General features: G+C 44.9%; 14 protein-coding genes. 10 read left to right on the top strand and 4 right to left on the bottom strand.

From position 1 onward, the window contains the following. Positions 1-134: 134 nt before the first annotated feature. The 5 genes from OB236_RS39820 (at position 135) to OB236_RS16430 (ending at position 8,675) form a co-directional block, all read left to right on the top strand. Positions 135-2,525 carry an exosporium glycoprotein BclB-related protein gene (locus OB236_RS39820; protein ID WP_317259355.1) on the top strand — a complete coding sequence of 797 codons (2,391 nt, stop codon included), beginning with the start codon at positions 135-137 and terminating at the stop codon, positions 2,523-2,525. 282 nt (positions 2,526-2,807) lie between these two features. After that, a complete protein-coding gene (locus OB236_RS16445) occupies positions 2,808-4,661 on the top strand; it encodes an RCC1 domain-containing protein (protein ID WP_262684997.1) in 1,854 nt (617 codons plus the stop codon). A 251-nt stretch (positions 4,662-4,912) separates the two neighbouring features. Continuing rightward, positions 4,913-6,586, top strand: coding sequence for an S-layer homology domain-containing protein (locus OB236_RS16440; RefSeq protein WP_262684956.1), 1,674 nt, complete (start codon positions 4,913-4,915; stop codon positions 6,584-6,586). Next, positions 6,583-7,938 (top strand): tetratricopeptide repeat protein, encoded by a 1,356-nt coding sequence (locus OB236_RS16435; RefSeq protein ID WP_262684955.1) that lies wholly within the window; start codon positions 6,583-6,585, stop codon positions 7,936-7,938. The genes OB236_RS16440 and OB236_RS16435 overlap by 4 nt, the downstream gene beginning before the upstream one ends. Before the next feature lie 74 nt (positions 7,939-8,012). Next, positions 8,013-8,675: a class I SAM-dependent methyltransferase gene (locus OB236_RS16430; protein WP_262684954.1), complete on the top strand. Its 663-nt coding sequence runs from the start codon at positions 8,013-8,015 to the stop codon at positions 8,673-8,675. Between the two features lie 149 nt (positions 8,676-8,824). Here OB236_RS16430 and OB236_RS16425 read toward each other — a convergent pair whose 3' ends face one another. After that, positions 8,825-10,912, bottom strand: coding sequence for a glycosyltransferase (locus OB236_RS16425; protein WP_262684953.1), 2,088 nt, complete (start codon positions 10,910-10,912; stop codon positions 8,825-8,827). Between the two features lie 169 nt (positions 10,913-11,081). Between OB236_RS16425 and secD the strand changes: the two genes are divergently transcribed. Further along, on the top strand, positions 11,082-13,328 hold the full coding sequence (gene secD / locus OB236_RS16420) for a protein translocase subunit SecD (RefSeq protein WP_262684952.1): 2,247 nt from the start codon (positions 11,082-11,084) through the stop codon (positions 13,326-13,328). A gap of 230 nt (positions 13,329-13,558) precedes the next feature. Here the strand turns inward: secD and tatC are convergent, their stop codons facing one another. Together tatC and OB236_RS16410 are read right to left on the bottom strand one after the other, a co-directional pair. Then, positions 13,559-14,299: a twin-arginine translocase subunit TatC gene (gene tatC, locus OB236_RS16415; RefSeq protein WP_262684951.1), complete on the bottom strand. Its 741-nt coding sequence runs from the start codon at positions 14,297-14,299 to the stop codon at positions 13,559-13,561. A gap of 20 nt (positions 14,300-14,319) precedes the next feature. Continuing rightward, the gene (locus OB236_RS16410) at positions 14,320-14,565 is read right to left on the bottom strand and encodes a MerR family transcriptional regulator (RefSeq protein ID WP_076236816.1); all 246 of its coding nucleotides are present in this window, start codon (positions 14,563-14,565) and stop codon (positions 14,320-14,322) included. Between the two features lie 272 nt (positions 14,566-14,837). Here OB236_RS16410 and OB236_RS16405 point away from each other — a divergent pair, with 272 nt between their 5' ends. The 4 genes from OB236_RS16405 to OB236_RS16390 all read left to right on the top strand — a co-directional run bounded on the left by OB236_RS16405 (position 14,838) and on the right by OB236_RS16390 (position 19,485). Continuing rightward, on the top strand, positions 14,838-16,445 hold the full coding sequence (locus tag OB236_RS16405) for a flavin monoamine oxidase family protein (protein WP_262684950.1): 1,608 nt from the start codon (positions 14,838-14,840) through the stop codon (positions 16,443-16,445). Positions 16,446-16,483: 38 nt separating this feature from the next. Beyond that, positions 16,484-17,044, top strand: coding sequence for a RidA family protein (locus OB236_RS16400; RefSeq protein ID WP_076236810.1), 561 nt, complete (start codon positions 16,484-16,486; stop codon positions 17,042-17,044). Positions 17,045-17,073: 29 nt separating this feature from the next. Beyond that, positions 17,074-17,280, top strand: coding sequence for a twin-arginine translocase TatA/TatE family subunit (locus tag OB236_RS16395; protein ID WP_076236807.1), 207 nt, complete (start codon positions 17,074-17,076; stop codon positions 17,278-17,280). Positions 17,281-17,547: 267 nt separating this feature from the next. Then, on the top strand, positions 17,548-19,485 hold the full coding sequence (locus tag OB236_RS16390; RefSeq protein ID WP_262684949.1) for a MerR family transcriptional regulator: 1,938 nt from the start codon (positions 17,548-17,550) through the stop codon (positions 19,483-19,485). Between the two features lie 47 nt (positions 19,486-19,532). Here the strand turns inward: OB236_RS16390 and OB236_RS16385 are convergent, their stop codons facing one another. Then, positions 19,533-19,973, bottom strand: a complete 441-nt coding sequence (locus OB236_RS16385) for a GNAT family N-acetyltransferase (RefSeq protein WP_262684948.1) — start codon at positions 19,971-19,973, stop codon at positions 19,533-19,535. Positions 19,974-20,016 lie beyond the last annotated feature (43 nt).

Raw genomic sequence — 20,016 nt, 5'->3', positions numbered from 1 at the left:
ATATTTCGCTGCTACGGCTGGAAAGTTGGTAGAGTTGATGTAAAGAGTAGGACAGTTTAAATGGTCCGGGAAACCTTTATCCCATTTGAACCGATTAATATTTAGAGGCTATTAACTATATTGGAGGATGAGAAATGAGTAATCACAAAGATGTTGAAAAATCAATCCGCAAAGCAATGAAGCAATACAAAAAGGAAAATAGGGACAAAAGCTTAAAACACAAAGTCGTACAGGTTTCGACAGTAGCTCTTGCAGGCAATCTGGTGGCAGGTGCCATTACGGATGTTCAGCTTATTGCAACAGGAATTGCCCATGCAGCAACCGCGGGTACGTCCTTTAATGATGTGGATACAAGTTCATGGTCTTACAAATATATAACGAAGGTTGCAGCTTTGGGATTTACAGTTGGCGATGATATTGGGAAATTCAATCCTGATAGCCCAGTGAGCCATCAAGAGGCTGTGTCAATGGCAATCCGTTTTCTAGGTATTGAGAACCCTTCAGTCCAGGCAGGAAACTTGACACTAACCACAGATGCTTGGGCGCGCGATTGGGTGCTGCTGGCTATCGATAAAGGTTTGATTGTACCTAGCGAAGAGAACGGATCGGCTAATGGATCGTGGGGGGCGGCAACTGCAACGCGCGAGTGGGTCACCAAGCTGCTTGTCCGCACATTAGGGAAACAATTTGATGCAACAGCCCTTTCCACTACCAAATCGATATTCGCAGATGATGCTAACATTTCGCCAGCTGTGCTTGGATATGTAAATGCTGGTGTTAAGTTGAACATTATTAATGGTTTTCCCGATAATACCTTCAAACCGAAGGACACACTTACTCGTGCCCAGGTAGCAACGATCCTAGCAAAGATGGAAATGCTTCTAGGGGAAAAAACGGATCGTATCATGAAGGGGAATGTGGTCAGCTTATCCAGCAGCAGCATTAGCCTTGTAAACAAAAGTGGCGTGACCCAGCAGCTTACTCTGGATCCTAAAGCTGTAGTATTTGGCTCAAGTGGACCGGGTTCAACCATTAAGGCAGGGCAGGACGTTACGGTCGTATACAGTGGAACTACCGCTTATTTCGTTGAGGTGACGGAAGTTCCTGCGCCTCCCGGTTCAGTAGCTGTGCCAACGGAACCAGCTAAAAATGGAGAAGCAGGTCTTAAAGGCGACAAAGGCGATAAAGGTGATCCAGGCGAAAAGGGAGAAAAGGGTGATACAGGGGCTTCTGGATCTTCAGGTTCAAGAGGAAGCGACGGAGCAGTTGGTCCTACTGGAGCAACGGGAGCTGGATTAGGTGGAATTGTAGCTTATGATGAAACAGCGGCTCCAGGATATGCAGTAGGTCAAACCGTGTTTTATAATGGCAGTACCTATATTGTGAAGGCAGCAAATCCGACTGGCACACCGACCATTGATACGGCAAGTTACACTTTGGTAGCGTCGGCTGGGGCACAGGGAGACGCTGGAGCTACAGGAGCAACCGGCGCGACAGGAGCGACCGGAGCAATGGGTGCAACCGGCCCAGGTGTGGGCGCAACAGGAGCCACAGGCGTAACGGGAGCTACAGGAGCCACAGGCGTTGGAGTGACCGGGGCGACAGGAGCAGTGGGTCCAACGGGCCCAGGAGTAGGAGCAACAGGAGCAACAGGCGTGACTGGAGCCGCAGGTGCAGCCGGAGCAATTGGAGCTACAGGAGCAGATGGCGTAACCGGAGCGACAGGAGCTACCGGCGCGGGTGTAACCGGAGCCACAGGTGTGACAGGAGCCACAGGTGCAGTCGGCGCAATCGGAGCTATCGGAGCAGATGGCGTAACGGGAGCGACAGGAGCTACCGGCGCGGGCGTAACCGGAGCTACAGGTGCATCCGGCGTGACCGGAGCCACAGGTGCATTCGGCGTAACCGGAGCTACAGGAGCAGCGGGTGTAGCGGGAGCCACAGGTGCAACGGGCGTAACGGGAGCCACAGGCGCTGGCGTGACCGGAGCTACAGGAGCCGCAGGAGCGGGAGCGATTATTCCTTTTGCTTCAGGAGACCCGATAGCGATAACCACAATTGCAGGAGGGCTGCCAGGTATACCTGGTTTCGTAGGTTTTGGGAAATCAAAAGTCGGTTCAACTGTTATGGGACCTACCATAGATCTTACAGGTGGTCCAGGCGTGGATATTGACTACTCATTCTCGGTACCGCGTGATGGAACCATTACATCTCTTTCCGCTTATTTTAGTACAACTGTAGCACAATCGTTTGTTGGGACGACTGTAACCATTAAAGCACAATTGTATTCGTCTGCTACACCTAACAATATCTTTACTCCTGTTCCGGGTGCAATAGTTACATTAGCCCCTCCTTTAACAGGTGTTCTAGCTATAGGCACGATCAGCAATGGACTTACAACTGGCTTATCAATCCCTGTAACCGCTCAAACCCGGTTACTATGGGTGTATTATGCCGAGGCAGCGGGTCTCAGTTTGATTAATAGTCCGACAGGATATGCCAGCGGAGGCATAACTATTCAGTGACGCATAAGAAATGAGTAGAAGATGTTCCAACTCAAGGTAACGAGGATGATCTATTTAAACGTAACACATTAAGCAGTCAGTATGAGTAGCAGGGGAAGACATGGAATAAATGTCGCAATTTACGGTACTTATTCTATGTCTTGACAACTGCAGCTGCTGTCATAGAACTTATGATTTAGGGGCTATACGCAACAGCTTCAAGGAAGTAAGCTTTCACATCGGGTTTCGGTGGGACATAACTTTTATGGAAAATGTCAAAATGACAGGGGGATTGTAAGATTGATGAAAAAACGTGCAGGGCTTCTTATATTTTTCTTAATGCTTAGTTTATTCACGCCCGTGATGTTCGTCACTCAAGCCGCTAATAATCCTAACGATTCAACTCCTCCAACTACACCGGTCAATTTGGCTGCAATTAGCCAAACCACGAGCAGTGTTACCTTGAGTTGGGGAGCTTCTACTGACAATGTAGGCGTAGTTAGCTATAACGTTTATAATGCTGTTACAGGCAATGTGAGCGTAGTAAACAATGTTTATAATGCTTCTTCGCCAGTCTCAACATTGAATTATACAGTTACGGGATTGAATGCTGGAAGCAGCTATACATTCACGGTGAAAGCGAATGATGCGGCTGGCAATTCATCAGCAGTCAGTAATCAGGTAACGGTAAGTACGTTAGCGCTTATTATAGCGGCACCGATTGCACCGGCTGCTATCGTAAATCCGGTCATCGAACCAGTTGTTCCTGTAGTGATCACGCCAATACTTGACAAGGAGCCACCAAGCGCGCCAACCTTGACGCTGGAAAGCAGCACTGCTGATAGCGCAAGCCTTGTATGGTCGAAGGCAACAGACAACGTCAGCGTGACAGAATACCAGCTGTATAAGGGCTCGGAATTAGTAACAAGTGTAACATATGGAACATTGAGCTATACAATCAAGGGATTGCTTGCCGGGACCCCTTACAGCTTTACGGTGAAAGCGAAGGATGCAGCAGGCAATGTATCGGCTTCGAGCAATGAAGTAACGGTAAATAGTATAAGTACATTGTCGTTAGATACTAAAATCTCCATGGGCAGCTTTAACTCGTTCCACACACTTTCAGTCAAGAGTGATGGTACAGTGTGGGCATGGGGGAATAACGGGAAAGGTACTTTAGGTGATAGCACGACCAAGATTAGCCGGTTATCGGTACCAACTGCCAACTTGACCTTAGTAAGGAATGTTTCTGCTGGACAGAATCATTCCTTGGCACTTAAACAGGACGGTACGGTATGGTCCTGGGGAAGTAATGAAGCAGGCCAATTAGGTGATGGTACTACTGACAATAAACTTATTCCGGTACAAATTGCGGGTTTAAGTGATGTTGTAGCGATAGAAGCGGGCGAACAGCATTCAATGGCCTTGAAAAGTGACGGTACGGTATGGGCGTGGGGCAATAATAACTACGGTCAACTGGGAGATGGTACGTCGACAAATCGATTGACGCCAGTGCAAGTAATTGGCTTGCAAGCAATTACTGCCATATCAGCCGGTTCCTTTCATAATATGGCTGTCAAAAGTGACGGTACGGTATGGTCATGGGGATTTAATGCATATGGTCAGTTGGGCGATGGAACCAAATCAAACCGCATGGTACCACAGCAAATCATTGGTTTGAGCGGGATTACTGCCGTCTCACGTGGGAGTTTACATGGTATGGCTTTGAAAAATGATGGTACAGTATGGTCATGGGGATATAATGGGGAAGGCGAGCTGGGCGATGGCACTAGGACGGATCACCTGACTCCTGCACAGGTTTCAAGCCTAAGCTCGGTAATCCAAATATCAAGTGGTTCTATTCATAGCATGGCATTAAAGAGTGATGGGACATTATGGGCATGGGGAAATAATAAGTTTGGCCAGCTGGGTGATGGTACCCACCAGACACGCTTACTTCCAAACAAGGTAGCAACGGAACCGCTGATTGATTCAATATCAGCTGGTTTTATGGGCGGAAGTGCCATAAGTCGAGATGGGAAATATCTGACTTGGGGATATAATGGATATGGGCAGCTAGGCAATGGTACGAATATCGACACCACGATTCCTGGCGAGATTAGTGTAAGGCTGCATAACGATGTGGACAAAAAGTAAATAATTCTAGACAATAGGTATGAGGTCAAGATCAGCTTCATTTAAGGAAACAATTGGGATGTACATCCTTTGGCTCTTAATTCCTGACTACAGTGAGGGATTAAGAGCTTTTTTCCTTGAAGGCTATTCTTTTAACTTTGTATTTATAACTCATAATTAATCTGGTACATTTACAATGTACAAGTTCAGAGGCGGATTTCTGCCAAGCTATATTGGCGAATGAATAATGCCTGAGAGGGGAGCAATCAGCTATGCATAAACAACTGAGAAATGTGAAATTCCTGTGCTTCATGATGGTTATGCTTTCTTTCGTGGAATTTGCAATGCTGCCACCTGCATACACCTATGCCAATAATAGTAGCGAATTAGCCATTCAATCACTGGCTACCGGATTTAGAGAATCGAAAGTTGTTAGACAAGATGGTACGGTATGGGCATGGGGGGCCAATGAGGATGGCCGATTAGGCGATGGAACAACGGACAACAAGCTGTATCCTATACAGTTGAAAGGTGTTACAGATACAGTAGAGGTAACGAGCGGTCAGTCCTTCACAGTAGCTCTGCATAAAGATGGTACGGTATGGTCATGGGGCTGGAATATATACGGACAATTGGGAGATGGAACCACGGAAAATAAATCAAGTCCTATACAAGTAAGCGGACTAACGGATGTAACTGCTATTTCCAGCGGTGCTGCACACACCTTGGCTCTAAAAAGTGATGGTACCGTGTGGGCATGGGGTTGGAACCAATATGGTCAGTTAGGTGTGAATATAACCGACAGTAAGCTGGTACCTGTGCAAGTGGAGGGTCTAACGGATGTAACTGCTATTTCGAGCGGTCTTAGTGACGGTGCAGCCGTTAAAAGAGATGGCACTGTATGGGTATGGGGAAATAACCGTTCTGCTGAATCGAGCATGGGTACATTGGGAAGCGAAGAATGGAAATCAGTTCCGGTGCAATTGAGTGGACTGACAAATGTTGTAGCAGTAGCTGAGGGGAAATACACCACAGCTGTCAAAAGGGATGGAACAGTATGGGCATGGCGTTGGAACCAAAATGGGAAAAATGAGAACAAAACAGTTCCGTTTCAAGTAAAAGGCTTGAAGGATATTATTGCGGTTTCAGGTGGCAGAGGCCATAATCTGGCTTTAAACAAAGATGGAACCGTATGGGCTTGGGGAGGCAACTTTACAGGCCAGTTGGGTGATGGGACTACTGATGAAAGAACAGATCCCATTCGGGTTAGCGATCTTACGGATATTATAGCCGTCACTGCCAGCTCCGCGGACCATAATCTTGCTTTAAGAAAAGATGGAACCGTATGGGCATGGGGGGCAAACGAGGCTGGTCAGTTGGGTGATGGGAGCACGGAGAGCCAACGTTATCCTGTTCAGGTCAACTTTGCCGGGGGTGATGGAAAGCCTGCTCTAATCGGAGGAGCGACTTTTAACGATGTTACTGGGCACTGGGCGGAAAGCATGATTTCATGGGCATATGCTAATAAGGTCATCGATGGATACCAGGATGGCAGCTTTAAGCCGGATAACAACGTATCGGAAGCGGAGTTTTTGGCGATTTTCCTGAAAATGTTTGGTGTTCAAGCTGCCGGTTCCAATAACCATTGGGCTGACGCCTTTTATACGTTTAGTGAAGCCCACCATTTTCCGATTCAAGGAATCGGGAATGCTGCAGAATTAAGAAGTGCTTTTATCAATCGTGAGACAGTGGCTGGCATCATCGCAGCAGCAGACGGCACTCATTTGCTAAAGGACGAGGCCATTCAGTATCTATTGGATAAAGGTTATTCAAGCGGTAAAACATCAGCTACCGTGGTTGGATACAAAGGAAGGGATCTACTTACCCGTGCGGAAGCGATTCAGTTCGTAAAAAATGTCAAGGATAAAGGAATGACATTGAAATGAAAGTTTTAATTGGCAGTCCTATCAGGCAGACTCCTGCTATTCTAGAGCAATTTCTATTATCGCTTAAGGAACTAACACAAAGCTCAACGACCGTTGACTATATATTTGTTGACGATAATGTAGACACGCTGTCATCTCAGATGCTTAGCGATTTTTGCGAGACGACAGGAAGGGGCGTTATGATATCACCTGCTATACAATCCGATGAGGAATACAAACGCAGCGAGTTCACACACTACTGGAAAGAAAGCCAGATTTGGAAAGTCGCTGCTATGAAGGACGACATTATAGAACGAGCACGTAATGCCGAATATGATGGTTTGTTTCTAGTCGATTCCGATCTTGTCCTGCATCCGCTAACCTTGGAGCAACTGATTCAAGCAGATAAACCCATTGTTTCCTGCATTTTCTGGACGAGCTGGCAGCCCGATACGCTTGAAATGCCACAGGTTTGGCTGCAGGACGAATACACGCAATACCAAAAGGATCGTAGAGAAGATGTGGAGGGTCAGGAACAATTTCTGCGAATGAAGCGATTTTTTGCTCAACTGCGAATGCCGGGTTTATATGAAGTTGGGGGACTTGGTGCTTGTACATGGATAAGTAAACAAGCACTTCACGCAGGGGTAAGCTTTGCGGAAATTAAAAGTATTTCTTTTTGGGGCGAGGATCGACATTTTTGTATCCGTGCTGATGCTTTGGGCCTAGGGTTGTTTGTGGAAACCACTTATCCGGCTTATCATATATATCGCGATTCGGATTTAGCGGGTGTAGCAGCCTATAAGCAGCTTTGTCTGAAATCGGATCACTCATCGCTTTTTGCTGGTTCAATAAAGGAACTAAACGCTGAGCAGTTGTTTCACAATGCTTCATGCATGCGTAATTATCTTTATGAGGAAGCAGCCCTTGAATATTATTTGGGCTTTTTAGAAACTGGCGAGGGCGAGCAAGAACAGCGAGTGGAAGCTATTGTGTATGCAGCAGACTGCTACAATGTATTGGGAAAGCCGATGCAGTCGAAAAATATTTTGGAAACTTATGTGAACCGGATTCCTTCTGCCGAAATATACTGCAAGCTGGCATTCATGATTATGAATATGGAGCGATGGGAAGAAGCTATTCTTTTATATAAGCAAGCGATCAAATTGGCAAGACCGACCGACCTGAGTGCATCTCCCGATCCAAGCGCTTGGACATGGCTGCCGCATTTGCAGCTATGCGTTTGCTATGACCGTCTTGGCCAACATATACGCGCAATGGAGCATAATGAGATTGGATTGTCGTATGATCCCCATCACCCTAGCATGTTGCTGAATAAGCAGTATTTGACTGGGGTCCTTAATCAGTCGTAAGCATCAGGATTTATGCATGAGCAGAAGTCACAGTGGCTATATCCATATATAAATAAGAGAAATGGGGAAAAACCTTGATCAATGCTGTGGATTGCATTTCCAGATTTATTACGTATGGGGATGCTAAGGAAACACATATTGTCTATGATTTGCCTGAAGCATGGTGGAGTCGGCATTATGAATATGTTTGGGCGGGCAGGTTCGCGACAAGCTCGGACGTTGTCCTTGATGTTGCCTGTGGTGTTTGTCATCCTTTTAAATTTTATCTCGGTACAATAGCCAAGGAGGTTTATGCCTGCGATAGCGACCCACGAATCATTTCAAGAAATGATATTATTCAAGATATTAAAGATTCGATTGGTGAGAAGGTCTACTCAGAATTCGATGATTCATTATTCGATAATGTTCAGTTGGCACTATGCGATATGACACAGATGCCCTATGCCGATAATAGGTTTGACAAAGTGTACTGCATATCTGTGCTGGAGCATGTGGACGAGCTTGTGCAATTAAAAGCTTTATTGGAATTTTCAAGGGTGCTTAAGGATGACGGGCTCATTGTACTCACTGTGGATTACCCTAATGTACATATGGATAGTCTGATGGAGCTGATGAAGAAAGCCAATCTGAAGTTCTATGGAGACTATGATTTCTCGGTACCTGATAATGCCATTTCGACGACAATGTGGGGACCGGAATTGAAGTGTATCCGATTACTGCTGTGTAAAATGATGTAAAGCTATCCAATAAAATTTGCTTGCAGCGGTTTCTATAGGTTTGCTGCTAATATAAAGGTATTATTAGGCAGCATTTACAGCTTGGCAACGCAATCTGGAGCCATCAGCAGTTCTTATCCAAATATCTGTAGATGGCTCCTCCTGGCTTCTCAATCTACCCATTCAATCAAATGCGGATTGCTATCGATGATGGATACATATTGCTCCTTCAGTCCATAAACTGCATCCGGATCGAGCAGCATATATCGATTGAATTTTTGCAAACGATCTGCAGCATTTGCCCAGCCGAAATGCTTCAGCCGCAAATTGGAAAGTTCATTGGGCTGCTGGAAAATATTTTCCGGAAATCTCCCGCAATGCTGTGGCGTTTCTTTCCACACATAGGGGAAATCGGGATTGTAGCGGAGCAGGAACGGTCGGTAAAATAGATGCGCTTGCCAGTTGCTATCCTCCCTGTAGGCCGAATTCGTCCAAAAATCATACAACCGGAAGCTGATAACATGGGTGTTCGATTGATCGAGAAGCTGGCGTATCTCTGTGGTGAATCGATCCTCGAACCATTCGTCGGCATCAAGATTAAGAATCCATTGCGGATTGACGCTTAATGTTTCTTCCCATTGCTGCTTGCGCAACGTTATTTCGTTGCTGAACTTCGATACTTCATTTTTGATTAATTTAACGGGTATCCCAGCCAGAGCCTGTAAGCAAATGTCTATGGTATCGTCCGTGCTCCCGTCATCAATAATAACCGCATCGTCGATATACAGGCGATGCCGTTCCAGTGCCTGTTTTAAATAACGTCCGCTTTCGTTTTTTACTATCATTGACAACGTTATCCTGGTTTTCTGCCCAACTTGTGGTTGGTTAGGAATTTGTTGCTCGGCGTCAGTTTGTGCCGGTGTAAGTGTATTGGTATTTGAAGAGGTAGGCTCCAAGTGATTGGCCAAATACGCTCGGTTTCCCCGTACCCTGTGGTGATCCGGTATAAAAGCAGCTGCAATTTCATTGTATCGGTATGCTAGCTGGTATTGGCCAAGCTGGATATAACAAGCGCACAACTGCAAGTAGGGTAGCCAGTTCCAGCATTCCTGCCTTACAATAGCTTTAGGCTCCACGGGTTTAGTCAGCTCGGTAGCAATCTTGTACCACCAGGCAGCACTTGTAAAGTCATGTTCATTCATATAAAGCATGCCAAGTCGACAGCAGTTTTCCGCACGCGGTAGCGCGTAAGAAAACGACTGCAAAACTTTGTTTTTCGCATCATGCATCCGGTTCAGATGGGAGTAGCAATCGGCCAAACGTCCGTAAATGGCAATACGATCCTCAATGTCGCCTTCTTCAAGTCCTAGAAAACGCTCATAGTATTCAGCAGCCCGTTCCCATTGCCAATCATCGGCCAATTCATTGGCAAAACGATACAGATCGTGTGGAGTAAGAGCTTCACACGACTCCACCATATGTTCAAACATAACCAAGCTTGGCGTTTTTATAGCATATTGTGCTTCTGCCAAATCAAATCCCCATTTGTTTAGTGCCTTGAATCGGTTCATTACGATCTGCCGCTGATACCAGTCGGGATCATCAGGAAACAGTTGGGGCGGATAGGTATAATGGACGAAGCAATCATAGGCAATATGCAGGGTGTAGCCTGCTTGAAGGGCACGGTAGCACAGGTCATCGTCCTCGTAGGCCTCCAGGGCAAACCGCTCATCGAAGCCGCCCAAGCTGTCGAATGTATCCCTGCGTATCAGCAGAAGAAAACTAAGCAGTCGAGTGGCTCGACGTGCCGAGCTGTAGCCAAAGGATAGTAGGTCTTGTACTGAAGCAGCATCCTTCGATAAGGTCTCGCGGCTGGGGATAGGAGCATTTTGCAAGCCGCTGACGTTATTGCTAAGCGGTCCAACCATGGCAGCCTTGGGATTGGCTTGCATGCAATCAGTAAGAGCTTCAAGCCAATGCTTAGTAACTGTAACATGATCCCGGATGAAGACGATGCTTTCGCCTCGCGAATGAGAGGCTCCAAGATTGTAGCCGGCTGCAACGCCCAGCAGTTGTGCAGTAGACAGCAAGATCGCATCTGGGGCGTGCTGCTCCAGCCATTCACTAATTTCCAGTGCGCCTCCATCATTAATGACGATCAGCTCATAAGAGTCTGCTGTATGGAGCTGTATACTGGCTAGGCATTGCTTAAATAGCTCGAAATGCTGGGAAAGTAGTACTATGCTGATTGTTGTCATAACTTGTCTCCTAATGGGTTAGTCAAATTGAGCCTTGCAATGCATGATGTTAATATAGCTTGACGAATGGAGCTATCATCTTTATCATCGCAGTATATGTCATATTTTCGTGAAGACGAGTCCATATTCCTGCAAGCGCGCGGGGGTATTTGTCGGGAGGAGACTTTGTTTGCTGAACTATACAAGAATGGCTGCCTTTCTACTAACTATTACCATTACCTTAAGTATTATTGGATTTACCATTCCGAACGTACTCTCCAACGTGAAGCTGGGTCTTGATTTGAAGGGCGGCTTTGAAGTTCTATATGAAGCATCGTCCTTTGAGGAAAATGGAGCGATTACGCTGGATTCCTTAAGGCAAACAGCAAAAAGTTTGGAAAAACGCATTAATGCTTTAGGCACTACGGAACCGGAAATTTGGACGGAAGGATCCAATCGAATCCGGGTTCGGCTGGCAGGGGTAGCGGATGAGCAGAGGGTCAGGGAAATTCTCAAAAAGCCAGCCCAGCTCACTGTCCGAGGCCCGGATGGTGCGATTGAATTAAACGGCAGCGACTTTCTGGAGGGTGCATCGAGCATCGTGTACGGGGAATTACAAAAACCGCTTATACGTGTACAGGTCAAGGATAAACAGAAGCTGCTAGAGATTTCAACGAGGCTGCTGCATCAAAAGATAACGTTTCAACTGGATGATACAGTTCTGGTGGAGCCTGTCATACTGGTCGTTCTGACCGAGGGAATTTCAACCTTAACCGGTAATTACACTTACGACCAGGCCAAAGAAATTGTAGATACTATCAATCTTGGTGCGATTCCACTAAAGCTTACAGAAAAATACGCACAATCTGTCGGAGCTTCATTAGGCCAGCTTTCACTTGAGCAGACGGTAATGGCCGGAGCTTATGCCTCCATTGTTATTTTGTTATTTATGCTTGTTTTGTACCGTATCCCAGGATTTATTGCCAGCTTTACGCTAATTACGTATTCATGGCTGCTACTCGGGATCATGAATTGGTTGGGAGCGACGTTGACCTTGCCGGGAATTGCAGCATTTGTGCTCGGTATTGGAATGGCTGTAGATGCCAATGTTATTACCTATGAACGACTTAAGGATGAAATGCGCACGGGACTTAGCTTACTGTCGGCACTGCGCAAAGGCTATAAAAATTCTTTTCGTACGATTATGGATTCGCATGTTACAACGATTATTGCCGCTGTCGTCTTATTTTATGTCGGAACAGGCGCGATTAAAGGCTTTGCGCTTACACTCGTGCTTAGTATTGGACTAAGTATCCTGACCAATGTTTACTTCTCTCAATGGCTGCTGAGAATGCTGGCCAAAACAGATATTTTCAACAATCCGCTGTTTTTTGGGGTTTCGCGAAAACAGGTAGTTGCCATTGACAAGAATGAACCGATGCCACTTGTACACAGGGCTTTTGACTTTGTTAAACATAGAAAACTGTATTTCTTCATTTCGATTCTAGTTACTGTCATTGGAATTGGCAGCTTGCTGGTGCATGGTTTAAACTACGGCGTAGATTTTAAGGCAGGTACAACTATAGACATTGCTCTGGGGAAACCAATTGAAAAAAATAAAGCGGAAGAAATCGTTCGGAAAGCCGGATTTGATCCGTCTGTCGTTACTGTAGGCGGGGGCCAGCAGGATCGGGTGACGGTGCGGTTTGATCGGGTGCTGAATGCGGATATTGGTGAATCCGACCGTATCCTGTCAGCTTTTGCTGTCGAATATGGAAACGGCATCGGTAAGGAGGAAAACACGGTTGACCCGGGCATCGCCAAGGAGTTGGCCTTTCAGGCTATCGTCGCTGTAGCTGTTGCCAGCATTGGCATTATGCTGTATGTCACCATACGGTTCGAATGGGGCTTTGCTGTCGCAGCCATCATTGCCCTGGTGCACGATGTTTTTTTCGTGATTAGCGTATTTTCCATCCTAAAGTTGGAAGTCAATCTGCCATTTATTGCCGCGATTCTGACGATTGTGGGCTACTCCATTAATGACACCGTCGTCATCTTTGACCGAATACGTGAAAATCTCCGATTTGCCCGAGCCAAAACCTGGGAGGATTTAACAAGCCTTGTGAATCTGAGTATCAATCAAACGCTGGTACGTTCCGTTAATACAGCTGTTACCGTCCTGATTGCTTCAATTGCTTTGTTGGTTTGGGGCAGTGATTCCATTAATCTGTTTTCCTTGGCAATGACGGTAGGTTTGGTTGTCGGAATGTATTCCTCGATTTACATCGCCAGTCAGGTATGGCTGACCCTGAAATTCAAATCGATACAGCGTCTGGAAAGGCGTGCCCTTTATTTGAAAAATAATCCGCCGCCGCCCCCATCCCCATTACCACCAGAAGAGGTATTTGAAAGCTACGAGCATACGTATGAAAAATAAAGAAGAATCGTAGGAAACGCATTTGTGTGCTGCCTATCATTGTAAATGAAACCGTCTGAGGAATAAGTCCTTCTGACGGTTTTTTATTATTTTTGGAATTTTTTTCAATTTATTGGTAGAAATTGGGGTATATTCACACAGTCTGGTCCTGTAAAACTACCTCAATAGCTGCCTTGTAGTCGTTCTCCAGACCTACGCGTATTCCTTTCATCTCCTTCCATACACCGATCTCACCCACTGGCAAAAGCTTTGTGATTCTTACGACGGTAGACTACACCAGAGAGTACGATACTGATCTCATACAATAAAACAAGTGGAACAAAGACCATAAGATGAGAAATAATTTCTGGAGGTGAGATCAAGCTGGCCGTAATGACCAGAATCAGATAAGCATGCCGACGTAAAGCATTCAGCCGTTTAGGATTCAACACTCCTAGCTTGGTCAGAAACATTACAATGATGGGAAGCTCAAACGCAAGGGAAACAGGCAGAATGATATTAAACATAAAAGAAAAATATTGATAAACACCGTAGGTTTCAGAGAACCCCAGGTTTTTGGTAATGCTTGTGGTGAAGGCAAGGCTCATGGGAAACACAATAAAATACGAAAAGCTAAGCCCAATAATAAAAGAGATAAATGCAAAAGGTATGTATAAAAATGCCGCATCCTGCTCAACGGGTCTTAAACCCTTTTTGACGAAAGCCCAAATTTGATAAAGGATATAAGGCAATGAAACGACAATGGAGAAGGCCAGTGCTACGCTCATATAAATTTTTGCGCTATCCCACGGAGAAAACACATTCCAGACCATGTCGGAGGCGGGGGGCATGCTTTTTAAATAATGTAAAATTTGCGGAGCTAAGAATAAGCCGGCTATCATCGCTATAACGACTACAGCTAAAACAAGAATGATTCGTTTGCGCAGTTCTCCTACATGTCCGAGGAATGTCATTGCGTTAGGCTCGTTCATCAGATATCTCCCTTTCTTATTCAGCTGTATTTGAGTTTCAACCGGCCTTTTGCAGCCAACTGTCTGATTTCGAAAGTATTAAAGCCTTCCATCATCTTCTGCTGTATTTCCTTAATCCTCTCCACATCCTCGAACGAGTATTTGCGCGTGCGTCCCTGAGTTCGGTCAGGACTAATCAGCTGCCTTTCCTCATAATACCGAATTTGCCGTTCGGAAAGTCCTGTTAATTCACATACTACTCCAATTCCCATTACTTTTTCCTTCATACTAACAACCTCCAAACCATGTAATATTTACGTCACATTAAACATTTGTTTTGCATGAAGTAATAAATGAAAAGGGTTGCATTGGCACTAAACTTACATCATTTCCAACATGATATCAAGTATAAATTCTTTTTTCATGGTAAAAACTACCTAATTTTGATAGTGAGCCAAAAAAACTATGTTAGATTTACTAACACAAATTAATACACATGTTTTAAAATTTGGTATGGTTATTTTCAGATTCAATGATAGCTGAACAGGAGAGTGTTAAGATGGAAAACAAAGGACCAAATGAGATTACACGAAGACAGTTCTTGACTACTGTCGGTAAAATCGGAGGATCAGCTGCCTTATTCAGTGTAATGGGTACCATGGGATTATTTTCTCCTGAAACAATGAAAGCAGCGGAGTACACGCCACCGAGTAGAAACGATTTATCCTTAACGAATCGTAACGGCAAGCGGGTCATCATTCTTGGTGGTGGGATTGCCGGGATGACAGCAGCTTATGAGCTGGAGGAGGCAGGGTACGATTGTACGATTCTTGAAGCGCGTTCTCGCTCCGGGGGGAGAATCTGGTCTGTAAGGAAAGGTACAACGGTTACGGAGATTGGCGGTGTGAAGCAGGTTGCACGTTTTGATAGCGGAGAGCACATGTACCTGAATGCAGGGCCCATGCGTATCCCGCAGTTCCATGTAACGATGGAGTACATACGTAAATTCGGCATTCCCATAGAACCATTTAATAATGTTAACGATCACGGTTATTACTATAGCGAAAATGTTGGTGCATTATCCGGGAAAAAAATTAGAAAGCGTGCAGTGAAAGCAGACGTTAGAGGTTATGTCTCTGAAATGCTGGCCAAAGCAGTCAACCAGAATGCACTTGATTTGCCGTTGAATGCTGAGGAAAAAGAAAAACTGGTTGCGTATTTGAAGCGCGAAGGCGACCTCAATGCGGACCTGTTCTACAAAGGCTCCTCCCGGGGAGGTTATCAATCAGAACCGGGCGGCAAGCTCGATGCCGGAGTCATCCGTGACCCGTTCGATGTGAACGCGATCATTAGCTCGGGCTTTGGCAACTTCTTCTCCAGCGAGTATGGGTATGACCAACAAATGATGATGTTCCATCCGGTTGGCGGCATGGACAAAATCCCGCAAGCATTCGAGAAGCGCGTCGGTCATAATATGGTATTCCACGCTGAAGTTAGTGAAATCCGTCAGGACGATAGCGGAGTCCGGGTTGTTTACAAGAATAGAGACACCGGGGCAATAAAAGAAATCACTGGTGATTTCTGTATTTGCACGATTCCATTGCCAGAGCTTCGCAATATCCCGGCTGACTTCTCACCGGAAATGCAGAAAGCGATCTCCAGCATCAATTATGCCTCTGCAGGTAAGCTGGGCATCCAGTTCAAACGTCGCTTCTGGGAAACAGATGAGCAGCTATATGGGGGTACTACGGTAACCAATACCGATGTGGCCTCGATCTACTATCCTCCAACCGGATACAACGCTCAGAAGGGAATTTTGCTTGCCTACTATGCAAACGGAGCTGCTGCAGACCGATTAGGTGCAATGACTCTTGCGCAGCGCGAGCAATATGCACTAAGTACAGGCGCCAAAATTCACCCGCAATTTTATAAAGAGTTCGAAACCTCGTTCTCCATCCATTGGAAAAATATTAAGTACAACCAGGGTGGATGGGCAGCTTATACGGAAGAGGATCGGAAAACCCATTATCAGACGTTGTGCAAGCCAGACGGCAGGATTTACCTGGCCGGGGAGCACATGAGCTACATTACAGCTTGGATGGCTGGCGGAATTGAGTCGGCGCGTAAAGTTGTTACCGAGCTCCACCAGCGTGTATTGAAGGCTTAATAGCTCATTATCGAACAGAAGAGGAGACCTGTGAACTTATGCTAAAGAAAAATATGAAATCTATGCTGCTGCTTGCTGTTATGTCTGGTGCGATCAGTATCACGGCTTTTGCAGCAGACGAGCCGGACAAGCCGAATAAAATAAATGCGGAGCCGATTTATGAGTCTGAATTTTATGGAAGCGCAACGTCGACAATTTCCAGTGGAGTTTCTGTCCCTGCCGGGGCTGCTTACCTGTATACCAGCGGCACCGTTCCTCCTTTATTAAATAAAGATGGAGCAACCGTATATGAGCGTTATGGCGATACGAAGACACAAGCAATTGGGGTATTCAAAAATTTTGAGAAGCAGCTCGCGGAGAAAGGCTTGACCATGAACGATGTGATTTACCTTCGCGCTTATTTAACGGCTGATAAGAGCAAAGATAACAAATTTGATTACGCGGGCTGGAATGAAGCCTATGCCGAGTATTTCAATAAACCGGACAATCCGGTAAAAACCGCACGCTCAACGGTCGGTGTTGCGAGCCTTGTTAATGATGATTGGTTAATTGAAGTTGAAGCAGTCGCTGTATATCCTAAAAAACATAATCAAAATTAATCTATCCATTATATAGGGAGTGATGTCATATGCTGCAAAATATTGGTATTCCAGGACTTATCATGATTCTTGTTGTCATACTCATTTTATTCGGACCTTCCAAATTGCCGGAGCTGGGCCGGGCTGTCGGTCGTACGCTTCATGAATTTAAAGCATCAGCCAGAGAGTTAGTATCCGAAACTAAAGAGGAACCAGAGCCAAAAGCAGAGAAGGATTTGTCAGCTAAGCCGCTTTAATCTAATAATCGAGCTGATCCAGCTTGGGGAAATCACGATTTGAACGGGAAGTCATTTTAACGTAAACGGTCTGATCCTTTAAGCCTTCTTATGTGCTATTCCTCTAGAGGAATGAGCCAGGGAGGGCTCTTTGGTTTGTGGTAAGTGTACCAGGTGTTATTTTCTTCTTTCATTGTCATTTATATAGTGTCCTGAATAAAATGAAACAGCTATAGCCTAATGGTACGACAAAAATTATTTAAAGAAGAAAGGACGAAGGAGCATACAATGAAAAAAACTTATAAGCTTTCTGAGATCGCCAATAAACTTGGGAAAACGCGTACTGCTGTTACTGGTTGGTCAAACCAATATCGCGAATATTTTCCGACTGTAGTTATGAATGGCTCTCTCAGATACACAGAAGAAGCACTAAATATTTTCGAGATCATTTCCAAGATGAGGGATGCCAATAAATCAATTAAGCATATAAAAGACCATTTACAGGAAATGCGCCAACAGGCTGTTACCGAAATGAATGAAAGCGAAACGCCTGAAACCTCTGAAACGCCTAATATTCATAACCTCGAGATTCCGTTTAGTAAGGAGACGACGGAACTACGGAATGTTGTCGAGATACTTAAACAAAAATTAGAAGCTAACAGACAACCCAAGGATGTTAAAGACCATTTACAGGATATGATTCAAAAGGTTACTATAGCGTCTAAGGAGTACGGCACGCTTTTGTCGCCAATTATAGATAGTTCAAACATTCAGTTAAGCAAAGAAGTAATTGAGCTGCGTAATATTCTCCAAGTACTCACGGGAAAAATACATGAAGTTTTACAACAAGATGTTACAAATGAAATTACTTCCAAAGTTGAATTACTAAATACACGATATGGTGGTGTGTCAGAAGAAGTCGCAGAACTTCGCAATGTGATACAGACACTTACAGAAAACGTAACCGAAATTGTTGAACAAGACATCAAAAGTGAATTAATTGCCGTTGCAGAATCTCAGGACACGCGATATGACGGTGTATCCGTTAAAGTAACCGTACTAGGTAATGTTATGCAGACACTTACCACACGGTATGAGAGCGTATCTGATGAAGTCACGGAACTGCGCAGTGACATAAAGACACTCACAGAAAATGTAACGGACATTGTACAGCAGGATATCAAAAGTGAATTATTGGCCACAGCAGAATCGCTGAACACACGGTATGACGGTATGTCTGAAGAAGTTACAGAACTGCGCAGCGAGATAAAGACACTTGCAGAAAATGTAACGGAAATTGTAGAGCAGGATATCAAAAATGAATTATTGGCCACAGCAGAATCGCTGAACACACGGTATGACGATATGTCTGAAGAAGTTACAGAACTACGCAGTGAGCTACAGACACTCACAGAAAACGTAACCGAAATTGTAGAGCAAGACATCAAAAGTGAATTAATAGCCACGGCAGAATCGCTGAACGCACGTTATGACGGTATGTCTGAAGAAGTTACAGAACTACGCAGTGAGCTACAGACACTCACAGAAAACGTAACCGAAATTGTAGAGCAAGACATCAAAAGTGAATTAATAGCCACGGCAGAATCGTTGAACGCACGTTATGACGGTATGTTTGAAGAAGTTACAGAACTGCGCAGTGAGCTACAGACACTTACAGAAAAAATAACGGATATTGAAGAGCAAGACATCAAAAATGAATTATTGGTCACAGCAGAATTACTGAACACACGTTATGACGGTATGTCTGAAGAAGTTACAGAACTGCGCAGCGAGATGCAGACACTTACAGAAAATGTAACCGAAATTGTAGAGCAGGATATCAAAAATGAATTAATAGCCTCAGCAGAATTACTGAACACACGGTATGATGATATGTCTGAAGAAGTTACGGAACTGCGCAGTGTGGTGCAGACATTAACAGAAAATGTAACCGAAATGGTAGAACAGGATATCAAAAATGAAATATTGGCTACAGCTAAATTACTGAACACACGGTATGACGGGATATCTGAAGAAGTTACGGAACTGCGCGGCGAGATGCAGGCAATTACAGAAAAAGTAACGGATATTGCAGAGCAAGACATCAAGAGAGAAGAAATGCGTAACAAACAATATGACGAAATTCATCAAATGATGATTTCACAGCAAGAACTGGTAGCCAGAATTGCAAAACTATTAGGATTTCCTCCACAATATACTTCATAAACCATAAATCATATTTGTGGGCACTGACAGAAAAAAAGATTGGACAATTATCCAATCTTTTTTTGCATACGGACGTGCATGATGCCAGCGTCTTCAAAGGGTTGCTCCGAAACCGTGCTATATCCAAGCTGGGAATAAAACGACTCGGCATGACATTGACTGTCCAATATACACCATGTATACCCTGCCAATTTCGCATGCTTTTCCAGTCCTTGAAGCAATACCTTGCCGAGTCCCTTACCACGAAATTCGGATAATACAGCAACACGTTGGATTTTGGCCGTCTGTTGGTTATAGGCTATCCAACGTCCAGTTCCTGCCGGGACTCCGTTATACGTCAATAATATATGGTCACAAGCATCTGATGATGCATCGTACTCATCGTTTTCCAGCTCCTGTGGAACCTTCTGTTCCTCGACAAAAACTTGATTTCGAATCTCAAGACACTGGGCTAATTGTGCAACTGAATCTACCTTTGTGATTTCCACCAATAATGCCTCCTATTACGGCCTCGGCGCAGCCAGACTATCT

The sequence above is a fragment of the Paenibacillus baimaensis genome, from assembly GCF_025567575.1.
Note: the sequence above shows the minus strand (reverse complement) of the source record. Positions and strands in the feature narration are given on the sequence as shown.